Annotated in this window: 15 protein-coding genes and 1 pseudogene; 2 read left to right on the top strand and 14 right to left on the bottom strand. The window is 69.4% G+C overall.

The genetic code is table 11. The features are described from left to right. Nucleotides 1–9 precede the first annotated feature (9 nt). Nucleotides 10–432 (bottom strand): DUF3037 domain-containing protein, encoded by a 423-nt coding sequence (locus AB8Z75_RS17125; protein WP_369202861.1) that lies wholly within the window; start codon nucleotides 430–432, stop codon nucleotides 10–12. Further along, entirely contained in the window at nucleotides 429–1,247 is an 819-nt protein-coding gene (locus AB8Z75_RS17120; protein ID WP_369202859.1) for a HipA family kinase, read from the bottom strand. The genes AB8Z75_RS17125 and AB8Z75_RS17120 overlap by 4 nt, the downstream gene beginning before the upstream one ends. A gap of 163 nt (nucleotides 1,248–1,410) precedes the next feature. Here AB8Z75_RS17120 and AB8Z75_RS17115 point away from each other — a divergent pair. Continuing rightward, nucleotides 1,411–1,589 (top strand): annotated as a pseudogene (locus AB8Z75_RS17115) (IS5/IS1182 family transposase); the annotation flags it as partial. 9 nt (nucleotides 1,590–1,598) lie between these two features. On the opposite strand, the gene AB8Z75_RS17110 reads toward AB8Z75_RS17115, so the two are convergent. Both AB8Z75_RS17110 and AB8Z75_RS17105 read right to left on the bottom strand, forming a co-directional pair. Next, nucleotides 1,599–2,177, bottom strand: a complete 579-nt coding sequence (locus AB8Z75_RS17110; RefSeq protein ID WP_369202857.1) for a hypothetical protein — start codon at nucleotides 2,175–2,177, stop codon at nucleotides 1,599–1,601. 200 nt (nucleotides 2,178–2,377) lie between these two features. Beyond that, nucleotides 2,378–3,052 (bottom strand): antibiotic biosynthesis monooxygenase, encoded by a 675-nt coding sequence (locus tag AB8Z75_RS17105; protein ID WP_369202855.1) that lies wholly within the window; start codon nucleotides 3,050–3,052, stop codon nucleotides 2,378–2,380. A gap of 147 nt (nucleotides 3,053–3,199) precedes the next feature. On the opposite strand from AB8Z75_RS17105, the gene AB8Z75_RS17100 reads away from it, so the two are divergent. After that, complete coding sequence (locus tag AB8Z75_RS17100; protein ID WP_369202853.1) at nucleotides 3,200–3,868, top strand: TetR/AcrR family transcriptional regulator; 669 nt, start codon at nucleotides 3,200–3,202, stop codon at nucleotides 3,866–3,868. A gap of 64 nt (nucleotides 3,869–3,932) precedes the next feature. Here the strand turns inward: AB8Z75_RS17100 and AB8Z75_RS17095 are convergent, their stop codons facing one another. The 10 genes from AB8Z75_RS17095 to AB8Z75_RS17050 all read right to left on the bottom strand — a co-directional run bounded on the left by AB8Z75_RS17095 (nucleotide 3,933) and on the right by AB8Z75_RS17050 (nucleotide 14,608). Then, nucleotides 3,933–4,391, bottom strand: coding sequence for a hypothetical protein (locus AB8Z75_RS17095; RefSeq protein WP_369202851.1), 459 nt, complete (start codon nucleotides 4,389–4,391; stop codon nucleotides 3,933–3,935). 132 nt (nucleotides 4,392–4,523) lie between these two features. Further along, a complete protein-coding gene (locus tag AB8Z75_RS17090) occupies nucleotides 4,524–5,744 on the bottom strand; it encodes an acetyl-CoA carboxylase biotin carboxylase subunit family protein (RefSeq protein WP_369202849.1) in 1,221 nt (406 codons plus the stop codon). Further along, nucleotides 5,741–7,027, bottom strand: a complete 1,287-nt coding sequence (locus tag AB8Z75_RS17085) for an MFS transporter (protein ID WP_369202847.1) — start codon at nucleotides 7,025–7,027, stop codon at nucleotides 5,741–5,743. Before AB8Z75_RS17085 ends, AB8Z75_RS17090 begins: the two co-directional genes overlap by 4 nt. Nucleotides 7,028–7,139: 112 nt before the next feature. Next, on the bottom strand, nucleotides 7,140–8,255 hold the full coding sequence (locus tag AB8Z75_RS17080) for an acetyl-CoA carboxylase biotin carboxylase subunit family protein (RefSeq protein WP_369202845.1): 1,116 nt from the start codon (nucleotides 8,253–8,255) through the stop codon (nucleotides 7,140–7,142). Next, nucleotides 8,248–9,489, bottom strand: coding sequence for an ATP-grasp domain-containing protein (locus AB8Z75_RS17075; RefSeq protein WP_369202843.1), 1,242 nt, complete (start codon nucleotides 9,487–9,489; stop codon nucleotides 8,248–8,250). Before AB8Z75_RS17075 ends, AB8Z75_RS17080 begins: the two co-directional genes overlap by 8 nt. Nucleotides 9,490–9,522: 33 nt before the next feature. After that, nucleotides 9,523–10,722 carry an MFS transporter gene (locus AB8Z75_RS17070; protein WP_369202841.1) on the bottom strand — a complete coding sequence of 400 codons (1,200 nt, stop codon included), beginning with the start codon at nucleotides 10,720–10,722 and terminating at the stop codon, nucleotides 9,523–9,525. Further along, a complete protein-coding gene (locus AB8Z75_RS17065; RefSeq protein WP_369202839.1) occupies nucleotides 10,719–11,516 on the bottom strand; it encodes a Rieske (2Fe-2S) protein in 798 nt (265 codons plus the stop codon). The genes AB8Z75_RS17070 and AB8Z75_RS17065 overlap by 4 nt, the downstream gene beginning before the upstream one ends. Before the next feature lie 438 nt (nucleotides 11,517–11,954). Beyond that, complete coding sequence (locus AB8Z75_RS17060) at nucleotides 11,955–12,797, bottom strand: DMT family transporter (RefSeq protein WP_369202837.1); 843 nt, start codon at nucleotides 12,795–12,797, stop codon at nucleotides 11,955–11,957. Between the two features lie 153 nt (nucleotides 12,798–12,950). Next, nucleotides 12,951–13,550, bottom strand: coding sequence for a helix-turn-helix domain-containing protein (locus tag AB8Z75_RS17055; RefSeq protein WP_369202835.1), 600 nt, complete (start codon nucleotides 13,548–13,550; stop codon nucleotides 12,951–12,953). Between the two features lie 35 nt (nucleotides 13,551–13,585). After that, nucleotides 13,586–14,608, bottom strand: coding sequence for a LuxR C-terminal-related transcriptional regulator (locus AB8Z75_RS17050; RefSeq protein WP_369202833.1), 1,023 nt, complete (start codon nucleotides 14,606–14,608; stop codon nucleotides 13,586–13,588). Nucleotides 14,609–15,182 lie beyond the last annotated feature (574 nt).

Raw genomic sequence — 15,182 nt, 5'->3', positions numbered from 1 at the left:
CCCCCGGGTTCATCGCACCAGCAGGTCCAGCAGGCGCTCGCTCTCGGCACGCGGATCGGCCGTCAGCCCGGTGTGCACGGGCCCCGGCTGCACGACGGTGCTGCGCGGCGCCACCAGCCACCTGAAGCGCCTCCCCGCGTCGTCCCCGGCCGCCTGCCCGGCCCGTGCGCCCCCGTCGCACACGCCCTCCACGGCGTGCAGCGCGGACCGCACCCCCCGGACGTCGGCGCACGGGTCGAGGGCGAACAGCCGGTCCTCGTCGAGATGGGTGCGTGCGGCGAGGAAGGAGCGCGCCCGGCAGTAGACGAGAAGGCCCGCGTTGATGAACTCGCCGCGCTCGATGTGGGGAACGACACGCAGCAGCGCGTACTCGAACACGTCGAGGTCACCGCGCGCGCCCGCCCGGGTCCCCGGGGTCGTCGTGCGTGTCACTTCGTCTCGCCGTCCTTCCCGGTGAGCCACCCCGGCGCCTGGGAGGGCCGGTCCTCGCTCGGCTCGCCGACCGTGATCCGCTCATGGATCGTACGGGCGCGTGCCGCCAGTACCTGGACGTACGCGGCGCGTACCTCGTCCGGGTTCGCGAAACCGGGCTCGTCCGCCAGCCACGCGTCCGGGATCTGAGCGGCGCACTCGGCCAGCAGATCGGCCGTGACACGCGGCGCGAGCTCGGCGCCCGCCGCCTCGACGAGCGGCCCGGCCGAGGCCAGCGCGTGGTCGGAGGCGTCGTAGGAGCGGTCGGCGGCGGCCTGCGCGGTGGGCCAGTTGTGGTGGAAGATCAGCGTGGCTCCGTGGTCGATCAGCCACAGGTCGTCGTGCCACACCAGCATGTTGGGGTTGCGCCAGGAGCGGTCGACGTTGTTCACCAGCGCGTCGAACCACACCACGCGGCCGGCCTCCTCGGGGCCGACCCGGTAGGCGAGCGGGTCGAAACCGAGCGAACCCGGCAGGAAGTCCATGCCGAGGTTGAGCCCACCGCTCGCCTTCAGCAGCTCCTGCACCTCCTCGTCGGGCTCCGAGAGGCCGATCACCGGGTCGAGCCAGATGCCCGCCAGTTCGGGCACCCGGAGCCCGAGCCGCCGGGCCAGCCCTCCGCACAGCACCTCGGCCACCAGCGTCTTGCGCCCCTGCCCCGCCCCGGTGAACTTCATGACATAAGTACCCAGGTCGTCTGCCTCGACGAGCCCGGGGAGTGAGCCGCCCTCCCGCAAGGGTGTGACATAGCGGGTGGCTGTGACTTCTGGAAGCATTCCACCAGGCTATACGGCGCCGAGGCCTTGAAATCCACGGCAGACGTTTGCGGCCCGACCTCCACGATCCGCCCCGACCGGCATGGACTCCGGCCTTCGCCGGCGCTGGCTTCCACGTACAGGTGTTCCGGGCGTCCCGCGCTGCGATCACGTATGGCCGCCCCGCACGGCCGCCGGCCGCATCATCGACCACCTCGGGCGACCGCTCAACTCCGTCCCCGCCAGCGGTTCCGCTAGGACCCCGTGCTGACCGTGGACGGCGCCTTGATCCCCACCCGCGACCACGCCCTTCCCCAGCAGTCGAAGAACTACCCGTGCCCCACCAACCACCAGGTCGTCATGTTCCCTCAGTCAGTCAAAATCACGACGCATAGCCTCAAGCTGCTCGCGCTTCGGGGTGACCGAGTGCGGGTCGTCGGTTACGCCGAGATCACTGCGCATGGACTCCCGCATGGCGTCGATCAAGGACCAGAGTGAATGCTGCGCTTCAGCCGCTGATCGCAGGGTCTCACCCGGCCGCGGGTTTCCCTGCTCCAGGCGCTTGACCTGTCCGTAGACGAGGGTCAGTGCCTCGTTCACGTCGTGAGCCGAAGGGATCACCGTGTCGGAAGCGATCATCAACGCCTCGGACCAGCGGTCGCGGTAGGCGTCCTTGGTTTCTTCCAGCGCCCGAACATTCTCGGCCTCCGCCATCCCGTCCCGCATGACGTAGAGGTGACGGCTGAGTGCTGTGGAAAACTGCCGCGCGTCCCGGTGAAGCTCCGTGTAGCAGCTGCGCCGCAGTCCGCGGTGCTCGCGGGCCTCCTCGAAAGCCTGGGTCATCTCCAGCTCACGTCGCTTGGCCCGGTCGGCACCGCGCTGGGTGAGCAGCGCGCCCCCGAGCGTCCCCCCGACACCGGCGACCGCGATCAGTACCGCACCGACGTCCATCCGATCACCCTAACGGCCGTCCTCGCGGAGCCTTTGGCTCCCAATGCGAGAGGGCACGTCGACTCGCGGGCGACGACAGAGCCGGGCTATCCGAACGGGCCCGTGCAGCCCCTTCGAGAGCTATGGGGTCGGGGTGGGAAGGCATCGGCGTACTCGATTTTGTGACGACCCAGCCGGCGCGGAGGCGAGCAGCAGCACGCTCAGCGGCCATCGTCGGCCCGGGCCGGCGCGAGAGCGGCGTGCGGGAACCAGCGCCGGAAGCCGCAGGGCCGCACACCCGGGAACTCCCCGATCCGGCGCCGGAGTCCCGCCGGGTCTTCGGCCGTCAGCGAGTAGGCGTGGGACCGCTCATCGGTCCACTCGGCGTAGTTGACCACGCGCGTGCCATCCGTGCTGAGGTGGAAGTGCGCGGCGATCAAACCGGGCTGCCGGGACGTCCCCTGCGTCATAGCGAAGATCTCGTCGACGAACCGCCGCTGCCGCGCGGGCCCGTCCACGTCGAAGACCGGCGTCACCACGCATCCCACCTCGCGCTCCTGGCCTCCGCCGAGGTGGGAGCGGTAGAGGCGATAGCGGACGGGAGCGGACGGCTCCGCCCCGGGGATGCCCGGCTCGTACGGGGCAGGGCCGGACAGCGCGGAGTCCAGCGCCGTATCGTCCGACCACTGCTCGTAGGCCATCAACGCCTGCCCGTCGGTGCTCTCGAGCAGCGACCAGCTCAACAACCCCTCGGGCCAGCGTTCGTCACCACGCCGGGCGACGGCCTCGGCGGCACCGCGCGCCGGGCCGCCATCGCCTACGTGCCGTGTGGTGAGGACGACGACCCGCGCAGGGGCGCGGGCGACCTCGGGAGACCCCTCGACGCGACGGCTCATGGAACGGCTCCTCTCGCGGGCGCGACGGGCAGGACGGGGTACGTCCCGCCAATCCAAAAAAGTGAGACTGAGTGCCATTCTGGCATGAGAGCCGAACGGTCTCCAGTCTCATTCAGGTCCGGGTACCGCTTCGGTAGCCTGTTCCGCGTGGAGCCCGACACCCCGACGCCCGAGAACACGACCGCCCCGACGCTGCGTGAACGCAAGAAGCAGCGCACCCGCCGCGCACTCGCCGAGGCCGCGCTGACGCTCTTCAGCGAACGCGGTTTCGACCGCGTCACCCTGGAGGAGCTCACCGCGCACGCCGAGATCGGGCGCAGCACGTTCTTCCGCTATTACCGCACCAAGGAAGACGTCGCGATGGCCGCCGAGGGCGAGCTGTGGGACGCCTACACCGCCCGCTTCGCCCAGCACACCGCCCCCGGCCCGGCACTCGACGCACTCCGCTCCAGCCTCACCGAGTCGATCCTGAGCATGCCCGAGGGATGGGACCAGCGTTTCCTGCGCACGCGTCGGCTCGCCGCGGGAACCCCCGTCCTCCATGACCACAGCCTGGTCTCCTCCATGAAGGTCCAGCACCGCCTCGTCGAACTCCTCGAAGAACGCCTGGAGACCGACAGCCGCGAAGACGTCCGCCTGCGCCTCCTCGGCGAGTTCGCCCTCAGCGCCTGGCGCTGCGGCGCACGCAACTGGGTCGCCGGCCGCGGCCCCGAAGGCCCCACCGGACGCCTCGGCCACGGCGGCACCAAGAACCTGGCCCGCCGCGTCGAGGACGCCTTCGACGCCGTCCCCGCCAGCCTCACCGTGACGCAATAACCCCCGGGCAGAGGCGGGCCGGCGGTCAGGGCAGCTTCCCCGCTTCGCGCAGTGCGGAGAGGACTCAGGTGAGCGCGTACTCCGACAGGTCTTCTCCGGTGGCGTTCTGGTGGTAGATCAGTCCGCCGGGGCTGAGAATGTTGATCTCCATCACGTACGGGTAGGCCAGGTCGATGCCCGAGGAGAAGATCCCCCTGTCCATCAGGTTCTTGCTGAGCCGGCGCACGAGCTCGTCCTCCTGGGGGGCCAGGCCGATCGATTCGTATCGGGCGCCGAGGGACATGTTCGCCCGGTTGTCGTGCTCCGGGTGATAGCGGCGGATCCCGCAGATGGGCGTCGAGCCCGCCATGATCACTCGCTTTTCGTTGGTGCGGACGGTGTCCACGTACTCCTGGAACGCGGCGTGGCGCTTGGCCATGCCGACGATGTCGCGCCCGTAGCCCACGTAGCGCGAGGTTTCGCTTCCGGTGGCGGTGTCGATGAGGGCGGTGCTGTTGCGGTCGTCCCGGTGGACCGTGTACACCGTGCATGCACAGGGTGTCGATGAGTCCGATGTGGACGTCGTGGCCCAACTGCCGCAGGGCGTGCGGGGTGAGGGGGACACCGTCTTCGTCGGGCTCGGCGGAGGAGGAGAGCAGGGCCAGGATGCGGTAGGTCACGGCTGGTTGCCTTTCTCGACGGGACCCGTGGGTCGGGCGGAGTCAGGGCGCTCACGCAGTTGCTCCATGAGCCATGCTTCGGCCTGCAGCACCCGCTGCTCGATCTCCTCCGTGTCGGCGCCGCGGACGATGACGAAGCACAGGTGTGAGGCGCTGTGCTGCGGCAACGCGTCCGGGGCGAGGTCCGGGTTGACCTCGTACTGGTGCACCCAGGGGAAGGGAAGCCGGTCCGGCAACCGCACCGGGCGCCCTTGCGGCAGGATGGACACCGAACCGTGCACTTCCGTGGGCGGGGAGGCCGGTGGCTGCGGTACCGGCAATCCGCAGGCCCGCCGCAGCAGGGTGCCGTGCAGGTCCACACCGTAGGTCGCCTTGGTGAGTGCGGGGATGCGGTCGCCGCCCACGCGCGAGGCGATCTCGCACAGGACGAGCTCGTCCGCGGGGGTGTGGAACACCTCCAGGTGGTAGGCGCTGACGTCCGCGGTGTCGAAGGCCTCCAGCACGCGGTCGAGGAACTCCTCCAGCCGGCGGGCGAGTTTGTCCTCCGGGCGGAGCTGGAGGGAGCCCGTGTTGCGTCCGGAGAACACACCGAGGCAGCTACGGAGGTATCGGGACGAGGCCACGAAGCGATAGCCGTCCGCGATCACCGCGTCCACGTGGTACATGGTGCCCTCGACGAATTCCTCGGCCATCAAGTCGTCCCGCCACGGTCGGCGGCTGAATGCCAGCAGGTCGGCCTCGCCCCGCAACACGGTGATGTCACGCGAGCCGCCCTGCTTCACCGGCTTCACGACGACGGGGCCATCGCAGCGCGCTTGGAAGTCCATCAGGTCGACGAAGCTCTCCAGCCGGGCGAAGCGAGGTGTGGGCACGGTCCGGGACGCCACCTCCTTCATGACGACCTTGTCGCGGAAGGACAGCGCGCTCGCCGAGGACTGGCCGGGGATGCCGAAGTCCTCACGCAGGCGGGCGGCGCGTTCCAGGTCGTACTCATTGCCCGTCACGACGTGGGTGAAGGGCTGGTCCTGGGCCATTCGCCGGATCATCAACTCGGCGTAGGGCACGGACTCACAGTCCTGGACATGCTCGAAGTACGCCAAGCCCTCGGTGTGGGGCAGCGCGTGGTGGCTGAACACATGAAGCCTGTCCGTGATCTCCGGGAGCATGGAGGCGTAGTCGAGGGTGGGGCCGTAGCTGATGACGGCGACACGGGTCATGCGCGGGGCCTCGCATTCGGTCGGGGGGCGGTGTGGGTCGAAGGCTGGGGGTGGCCGCTTGCCTCGCCGTCAGCGGCGACGGCCAGGGGGCCCTTGAGCCCGCGCGCCGCGAGGAGAGCGGCCAGGCACGTGGCCACGAGGCCCTGTCCCGCCGCGTACAGCCAGAAGTTCTCCGTCTGGCCGGCTGACTGGGAGGCCGAATAGAGCTGTCCACCGACGAGGCCGCTGGCGAACGAGCCGACGCCGAGGGCCAGGCGCTGGCTGCCGATGGCGAGCGTGGGGCGGTGTGGCAGGGCACGCAGCGCTTCCAGTTCGTTCTTGAGGAACATCACCCCCTCGCCGACGCTGACGAGCACGGTTCCGAGCAGGATGAACGCCACCGACCCCTGGATGAAGGCGAGGAAGCCGAGCGTGAGGCTCGGGAAGCCGACGGCAGCCGCGGTGGTGTAGCGGGTGCGGCCGATCCATGTGGCTGCCAGCGGCTGGCCCACGACGATGAGGACGCTGTTGAGGACCAGGGCCAGGCTGAAGAGGAACGCCGGGTAGGCATCGGTGACGAACACGCCCAGGTAGTTCTGGAAGTACCAGTAGACATAGGCCGTCAGGAGCGTGACCACGGCCGGTGCGGCCATGAGGGCCCGTGCCCAGTCGCCGCGGGAGCCACCGCCGCGGCCGACGGCGGCTCTCCTGGCGTCGCGGGGCAGGATGAGCAGGTGAAGCACGGTCGTCACGCCGAACATCAGGGTGACCAGGGTGAAGACCACGAACGGGAAGCGGGCGATGAGCACCCCCGAGATGAGGGTTCCCAACGCCATTCCGGTGTTCAGAGCCGAGTTGTTGACCGAGAGCAGCACGGGCCTGTGCCGTTCCGGCACCTCCCCGACCAGGTATGCCTTGTTGGCCGGGGAATACAACGCGTCGCCGAACGCCGCCAGCAGGACGGCGGCCACGGCCAGTTTCGGCATCGAAAGGCCCGCCGCGAACAGGCCGAAGCCGCACGTGCGCACGATGAGCCCGAGGAGCATGGTGCGCTTGAGGCCGAGGCGTTCGGCGACCAGGCTTCCGCCGAGTGCGCCGGAGAACTGCAGAATGGTCGTGAGGCCCAGCAGCAGTCCGACGAACCCCATCGCCATGCCGAGGCGTTCGTGCAGCAGGATGGCGAGGAACGGCAGCACCATGAAACTGGCCAGCGGCATGAAGAAGGACGTGGCCAGGAGGAATCGCAGACCTGGCGGCAGCGCGGCGAGGCCCGACCACGCGTCAGAACGTCGGATGCCAGACATCGCCGTCCTCGAATTCGATCCAATAGGCGCGCTCGATCTCCCGTTTCGTCCGGTCGGCGGCCTCGTAGTCGGGTACGTGGAGCCAGATCAGGCCCGGGCGCCGGGTGTTGTCCTAGACCGGGAGGGGCACCTCGCCGGGGCGGATCCCGATCTCGAAGTCGTCCACCCCCTCGATGCCGCGGAGCAGTTCGGGGTCGGCACACCGGACCACCCGCTTGCGGGGTGGGATCAGCGAGATCACCATGCCGACGCTGGTGGCGGGCGGCAGGTGGGGGGAGCGTACGGTCTCGCCGCCCGGGAGGAGACTGCGCAGGATCGTCCCCACCTGGTCCACGCCCGTGGCGTGTTCGACCATGCCGTAGATGCGGTAGCCGCCGATCCGCGGCTGGGACTCGATGACGATCGCCCGGCCGTCCTTGGTGACCTTGACTTCGGTGTGCGTCAGGCCCCAGGTGTGCCCGATAGCGTCGAGGAACGCGAGCACCGTCCGGGCCACGGTGTCCAGATGCCGGCTGTGTGCGGCCGGCGGCGGTACCGCGGTCTCGATGAGCGCCAGGTTCGGATAGGGGGCCAGGCGGGAGGAGGAGATGCCTGCGATGGCGTGCCGGCCGTCGAGCGTCACCGTCTCGACACTGTGGAGAAAGTCCCCTTCGATGAACTCCTCGGCCAGGTAAGGACCCTTGTTCCAGAACTCCGCGTCGTCGAGGAGGTTCCGCAGTTCGTCGAACGTGGTGAGCTGGCGTATGCCCACGCTGCCCGCCCCCGCGACGGGTTTGACGATCAGTGGCAGTCCATAGCGGGCGTGGAACTTCTCCAGCTCCTCGCCGTTTGCCACACGGGCCCAGCCCAGGGCGAGGCCGGGGTGGCAGGCGAGGATGTCGCGCATGCGGTCCTTGTAGTGAGTGGCCGCCACCGTGGCGAGTGGCAGTCCTTTGATGCCGAGCGCGTCGGCGATGAGGGCGCAGCTCTCGAGACCGTGCTCGCCGAATGTGATGGCCGCGTCCAAAGGGCGCTCGTCGTGGATGGCGCGGGCTTCCTGGAGACACGCGACGGTCTGATCGGCCGGCACCGGGAGAGCGTGCCGGCAGGCGCTGAGGATCTCCATGTCGCGCGAGGAGAAGTGGGAGGTGCTGCCGATGAAACTCACCTCGAACCCCAGCCCCAATGCCTGTTCCACGACTCCGGCCCAACCGCTGAGGACGAGAAGATGAGGGGCGCGCTCAGACACGGCTGCCTCCCTCCATCCGCACCCGAAGCTGTCCCGCTGCCGACAGCGCGTTCTGCAGGGCCAGGTGGGCGCTGGCGCCAGTGGCCAGGAGCATGGCGACACAGCCGTCCTGGTCGGTCACCGACCGAACGTGGGTGCCCGGCGTGAGTACGGGATACAGCACCGGGACACCGGGATGCTCCCCGAGCTCCTCGGTACCGGTGATCTCGCGGTATGTGCCCGGCTCAGGGGCGTAGACAAGCACCTGCGCCGCGCCGCGTCCGCACGTCAGGGGCGCGTCGAGGAGCCCGGGCCTGCGCCGAAGCGCGAGGTCGATGAAGGCGCGGTAGACGTTGCAGTCGAAGCTGTGACCGATCGCCTCGCCGACGAGGGCTCCGGCGAGACGCGGGTTGATCTCGACGACCTCGAACCCCTGGCGGGTCATGATGAATTCGGTGTGGGCGAACCCCTCCGTGTAGCCGGTGACCTTGAGGACCTGTTCGATCCACCGCACCAGGTCGGCGCCCAGATCGGAGGGCAGCGAGACAGGGAAGCTGAGCGCTTCCTCACGAAAGACCGGTGGCGCGGAGAGCTGGCGGCTGTTCACGCCGAGGACGCGCGTGTGCCCGCCCCAGGACAGCGTCTCCACGCTGTAGAGCGGCCCGCGGAAGTAGGGCTCGGCCGTGGCATGGCCCCGCAGGGAGCATTCCCTGACCTCGCGGAGCACCCGTTCGAGGTCGCCCGGGGTACGGGCCAGCCAGATGTGCTCGCTTGACGTGCCGGCGCTGTCCTTGACGATGAGGGGCAGCCCGACCCGCTCGGCCAAGCGGGCGGCACCCTCCTCGTCCCCCACACTCGTGCCCGGCGCGCGGGAAAGCCCATGCTCGTACAGGCAGCTGCGGAGTGCTGTCTTGTCGCGGGCCAGGCGAATGCCCTCGGGCTCAGGTCCGCCGAGCCCGAGCTCCTCCCGTACCGCGAGGGCGACCAGGCTGGAGGTGTCCGTAGTGCTGAGCAGCCCTGCCACATCGCCGATCCGCCGTGCCACGTCGGTCACGGCGACGGCGTCCTGTGTGTCCACGTCATGGATGGTCAGGTGGTCCCGGTCCACCACCGTGAGTTCGTACGCGTATTCGGAGCGGTCCTGCGTCAGCAGGTGCACATGCAGCCCCTCCTCGGCTGCGGCGGCCACCAGTCGGCTCATGCCGAACTGCAGCCATTCCAGGGCGAGGACATTTCGGCCTCCGTGCTTGGTCACAGCAAATCCCCTCTCAGGGCTAGGGAGTGCACATCACGCCCGGCCACCGGCCCCGGTCACCGACGCGGCGCCGGGTTGCCGGGCGGCCGGGACCTCGGCGGGGCCCATCCGGCGGGCGGACGCCACGATCACGAGCATCAGCAGGGTGACCAGGGCGAAGGCCGAGCGCAGGCCGGTGGTGTCGGCGATCACGCCGACCAGCGCCGGGGCGCTGAGGCTGGCGCTGTACGTGGCGGTGGAGACCCCCGCCACCGCCTGGGCCGGATGGACACCGCAGCGGCCCGCGGCAGAGAACGCCATCGGCACGATCACCGCGATCCCGGTGGCGAGCAGGACGAAGCCCGCCACCGCGACCGCGGGCGCCGTGGCCGAGGCGGCCATGAGCGCACCGCAGCAGGCCACGATGCCGCCACCCCGCACGCAGCGCACGGGGCCCAGGCGGCGCACGGCCAGGTCGCCGCCCAGCCGCAGCGTCGCCATGGTGCACGCGAACGCGGCGTAGGCCCGCCGCCGCGGCCACCGCCTCGGAAGACCCGACGGTCTCCTTGAGGTGGATCGCGGACCAGTTGACGGCCGAGCCTTCCGCGAAGCAGGCGCAGAACGCGGCAGGCCGAGGAGGAGCACCGCCCCCGTGGGCACGGTGAAGCGCCGGGGTGCCGGGAGCCGTTTCGGTCCCTCCCGGTCACGTCGCGGCAGGGCACTGCCGACCAGCCAGGCGATCACCGTGAGCACCAGGGAGACACCTGCCAGGTGCCATGCGTACCGCACGCCGATCGCGGACATCAGCACGCCGACTCCCGATCCCGCGAAGGTGCCGACACTCCACAGGCCGTGCAAGCCCGACACCACGGGCTTGCCCAGGCGTTCCTCCACACGCACGCCCAGGACGTTGATCGCCACCGTGGCGCCGCCGGAGGCAGCTCCGAAGCAGAGGAAGACCGGGAAGAGCGTCCAGGGCTGTGGAGCCAGCGCCGGCAACAGGAGCGCGATACCCCAGATGCTGACCAGCAGCCGGGCGGCGGCTCGCTCGCCGAGCGCGTAGACGATCCGGCCGACGAAGGGTGTCACGGCGAGACCGCCCACGGCCTGCAGCGTCAGCGCCGCGCCGAGGAAGCCTGCGGTGACCCCGAGGCCGTCGCTGAGCGCGGGGATGCGCGAGGCGAGACTGCCGGTCGAGGTGCCGTGGACGGCGAACAGCAGGGAGACGGCGAGCCGTTCGCTGGGCGCCCTCATGCCCGGGTCCGCTCTTCGGCCCGGGCTCGGGTCGGCGCGTCGGCTGCGGGGACGGCGGGCAACTCGTCCTCCGTACCGAGGCGACGCTCGCTGAAGAGACGACGGTCGTCACTGGTCAGACAGGTGCCGGTGGCGAGGTCGAACTCCCAGCCGTGGAGTTGACAGGTCAGGATTCCTCCCTCGACCACCCCGAAGCGCTCCAGGTCGGCGCCGAGATGCGGGCAGTGCCGTTGCACGACGTAGTCGCCGGCGCGTGCCAGGGGGCCGATTCCGTCCCGCTCGGCGTAGTAGCGCTCCACATAGTCGAGACCCGCGGGTGAGAGCGCCTGCAGGAAGCTGAAGACGTACTCGTTGTACGGCCCCTTGCGCGCGGCGCTGAACCGGCAGGACAGAAAGAGATGGTTGACCCAGTCCTGCTCCCTGCGGCGCACCAGACCTTCGATGAGCGGGCGGGCGATCCGGAAGGTGTAGCAGCAGTCCTGCCCGTCCCAGCGGACGACGTGGCGGTCGAGGAAGTCCGGCACGATGCGCTCCTCGGAGGGCGCCTCGGCTGCGGCTTCCGTACCTGTGCACGGACGGACGTCGAGGAGGATCCTTTCGTTGATCCCCGCGCAGATGTGGTCGGCCCGGCTCATCAGCGGCTCCACCCACTCGGAGAGCCGGCCCAGGAGGTCACTGGTGTCGCGCGGCCATGAGCCGCGCTCGGCGTCGATGACCGGCCTCGACCGCTCCTGGTACCGCTTCAGGTAGCTCCTGCGGTCGAGGTAGACGTCGTCGATGACCGCCTGGGGCACTGGCTCGATGGAACACGTGCCGTCGCCGCGCAACTCCACAGTCGTCCCCGGCAGGAACAGGTGGCCGTTGTCGCAGAACGATCCGCGTGAAGTCGGAGAAGTCCACGTCGCCGAATCGGTGACAGTGGACTTCGACTGGGCGCACCCCTTCGTCCGAAGGAAAGGGGACAGGCCCGCCCGGTGAAACTGTCGAGACCATCCTGAACACTCCCTCGTCTAGCGGACTTGAGAGCAATTCTTGGCTTTTCAATCGCAGGTCCGCTAGACCTTCGGGACACCAGCAAGTTGCGTTGCAGCAAACTGTGGAAGCGGCCCTCCGGGATCCCATGCGATCCTTCCTTGGTCGCATCGGCGAGATTACGTCGACGGTCCACCGGAATAAACCAAGCACCGTACGGCTACACCGCATTCGATCCCCGAGAAATTCATGACCCTGCATCATGTGGCAGTCCGGGCCTGCCTTGCCGGAACGTACGGTCCTGAGTTGCTGGAGACGGGATTCTCGGCGCAGGAAGCTGTCACGAGCGCACCGACCCGGTCGCCGAGCAGGAGCACCGAGAAGCCGGTGGCCACCATCAACACCAGGTAGAAGAGGCTGGTGACTTGGTCCGTTCCATGATGGCGCAACAGGTGGTACAGCAGCCCGACCCCGAGTATGGAGTTCACCAGCGTGGTCCAGAACAGCACAGGCCAGAACCCGGTCGTGAACTCGACGCTCCAGCCTTCCGCGCCCACCGCGGGCGGAACCATGACCACCGAGGCCGCGACGAGCTGCACCGCACTGCCGCTGACGGGATCCGTGTCCCGGCAGAACCTCTTCTGGTACACGGTGCCGAGCGAGATGCCCACCAAGCCCAGGGTCACGAAGCCGAATCCCGCCACGTACTGCGAGGACCAGCGCACGCTCTCCGACATCATCAGCGCGACGCCCGTGAAGCCGAGCACCAGGCCGAGTCCCGCGCGCAGGCCGACGGACTCCCGCAGCAGCGGTACCGCGAGCAACGAGGCGACCAGGGGGTAGAGCGCGGTGATCAGTGCCGCCAGGCCGGGTGGGACGCCGAGAGCCATCCCCTGACAGATGCTGGAGAACTGCACAGCCTGGACGAGGACGCCGACGACACACAGGTGGAGCAGTTGCACACGTCCCGGAAACCGTCGGCGCCGCAGGGCCATCCAGAGCAAGAGCACAGTGCCGGCGAGGGCGAAGCGCAGCGCGGCGAAGGTGTAGGGCGCCGCGTGCCGCAGGCCGAGGCTGCCCGAGATGAAGCCCGAGCTCCACACCACGGCCAGGGCCGCGCGGGCGCCGAGGTCACCGGTGAGTGTGAGCGCGACCTCGGTGTCGGAACGCCCAAGGGATCGCTGTCCAGGACCGTCGTGAACGGTAGGGAGCGCTGTGCATGCGGACTGGTCAACGTGCCCCGCACCCAGGGTCTGTCAGTACAGCATGGAGAAGATGACTCCCACGAATTGCGTGAATTCATCCGTGTCATTGCGAAAGGAGTGCGGGTGCCCGGCGGACCAGCGCGCACAGTCACCGGCTCGCAGCTCGTGGTCGATCCCGTTGTACGTGACCGTGATGCGGCCCTTGGTGACCACGATGAAATCGGACCCCTCGTGCTGCAGCTCTTCGAGCAGCCCTGAATGCGGCTGGAACTCTCCGGTCACCACTTGGAATCCCAGCTCGGGAGAGCGGAGCACGCGATATACCACTCCCGGCGCCCGCTCGAGAAACTCCTGCTTCTCGGCCGGGTAGACGGAGACGGTGGAGCGGCCCCGCGAGAAGCCGAGGAAGGACCCGATGTCATGGTCGAACACCTTCGCCAAGCGTCCCAGCCGTTCCAGCGAAATATCGGTCTCGCACCGCTCCAGAGCCGCCAGGAACGACACCGAGAGCCCGCACTCCGTGGCGACCTGCCGCAGTGACATCCCCCGGTGCGTGCGCAGCCTTCGCAGGACCTGACCAGGCGGCGGATAGCCGAGTTCGGGGTCCGGTCCCGATGCGTCGCCCCTGGTGACTGGGCGGGTGTTGGTCATGAGGGTCTCCTGGGATCTAGAGCTGAACGACTCCTTTACCCGACAGACTCGCAGGCGAGCAAGCCCTGCTGCGCAGTGATCAGTCCGAGCTGGAACCGGCTACGGGCCCCCAGGGTCTGATACATCTTCGCGATATGGCTACGGCAAGTGCGCACGCTCACGCCGACGCGCCGGGCCACCACTTCGTCCGTCTCCCCCTCAGCCAGCAGCTCAAGGATGCTCCGTCGGACTCCGGAGACCAGCTCGGCGGTCTCGAGCGAACGCAACTGCCCGTCGAAGGGCTTTGCGGCCCGCCAGCTCCGCTCGAACGCCTTGGTCAGAAACTCCACCACGCCGGGTTGATGGATCGCCATGGCGAGCGCCTGGTCACCCTCGGAGGGAATGAACGCGACCTCCCGGTCGAAGATGAGCAGCCGGTCGAAGGCACCACTCAGTGTGCGCACGGCACCGCCGCGGCCCGAGGCCTGCTTCGCGCATTCGCGGACGGGCGCCGAGAACCGGGCGACGTCCTGGTACACCACCCGGGCCGAGACCCCGCGCGCGAGCAGGCCCAGCGCGAGCTGCCCCAGGTCCCATCCCGCGTCCGGCCCGGCCCTGTCCACCGGATCGCAGATCAGCACCTCGCCGGAGCACCGCTCGGCAGCCACCGCAATCTCCGCTTCGATAGCCTCATTTCCCAGGAGGGTGCAGAACGCCTCCGCGGTACGCAGCTCACGCAGCGCCTGCTCGTGAACGCCCTGGAAGCCGGCCATCTCCCTACGGATCTGTTCCGACTGACGCTCCATGCGAGACATCTGCAGGTGCAGGGGGGCGAGCCTGCGCACAGCCGCCGTCTGCGGCGTGATGGGCACGCACGTATCCCTGTCTCCAGGCATCGGCTGCAACAGGTGCGCCTCGATCAGTTCCTGGGCGACCCTCTGGACGCGCGACCTCGACCAGCCCAGCTTCTGGGCGACGGACGCGATGTCGATCACATGAGAGCGCACTGCTAACCGGTACAGGTCCTCTTGATCCTCGCTCATCGGCTTCGAACCCTGCTTGCGCAGCGTTAGTTCCATGCTCGTAGCCCCCATCATGGCTCGATTGACTGGCGCGTCTGCCGGGGTTGTGCCTGGACTGACAGGAAGAGGCTGTGCAAAATAACGGACAAGCGTCCTTGATAGTGTACGACCCTTGGTCCAAACCTTGTCAACAGCAGCGGATCGGGGCACCGCCCAGCCGCGTGCATGCATCCGCTCGCCGGCCGCACACCTGGACTCTGAGGAGGCCCGTCATGTCACCTCTACAAGGCAGTTCAGGCGAGTTCGGGACTGAGGGACGGGTCTCACTGGTGGATGACGGAACGTCGAGGTCTCCGGCGTCATGCGTCCGAGCCGCTGCGACGACCGGCCCTCTCCCCCGTGTGTGCCCCCCCCCCCCCCCCCCCCCCCCCCCCCCCCCCCCCCCCCCCCCCCCCCCCCCCCCCCCCCCCCCCCCCCCCCCCCCCCCCCCCCCCCCCCCCCCCCCCCCCCCCCCCCCCCCCCCCCCCCCCCCCCCCCCCCCCCCCCCCCCCCCCCCCCCCCCCCCCCCCCCCCCCCCCCCCCCCCCCCCCCCCCCCCCCCCCCGAGGTCTCCGGCGTCATGCGTCCGAGCC

The organism is Streptomyces sp. PU-14G, from assembly GCF_041028275.1.
Classification (GTDB): Bacteria; Actinomycetota; Actinomycetes; order Streptomycetales; family Streptomycetaceae; genus Streptomyces.
This window is presented reverse-complemented; position numbering and strand designations above follow the sequence as displayed.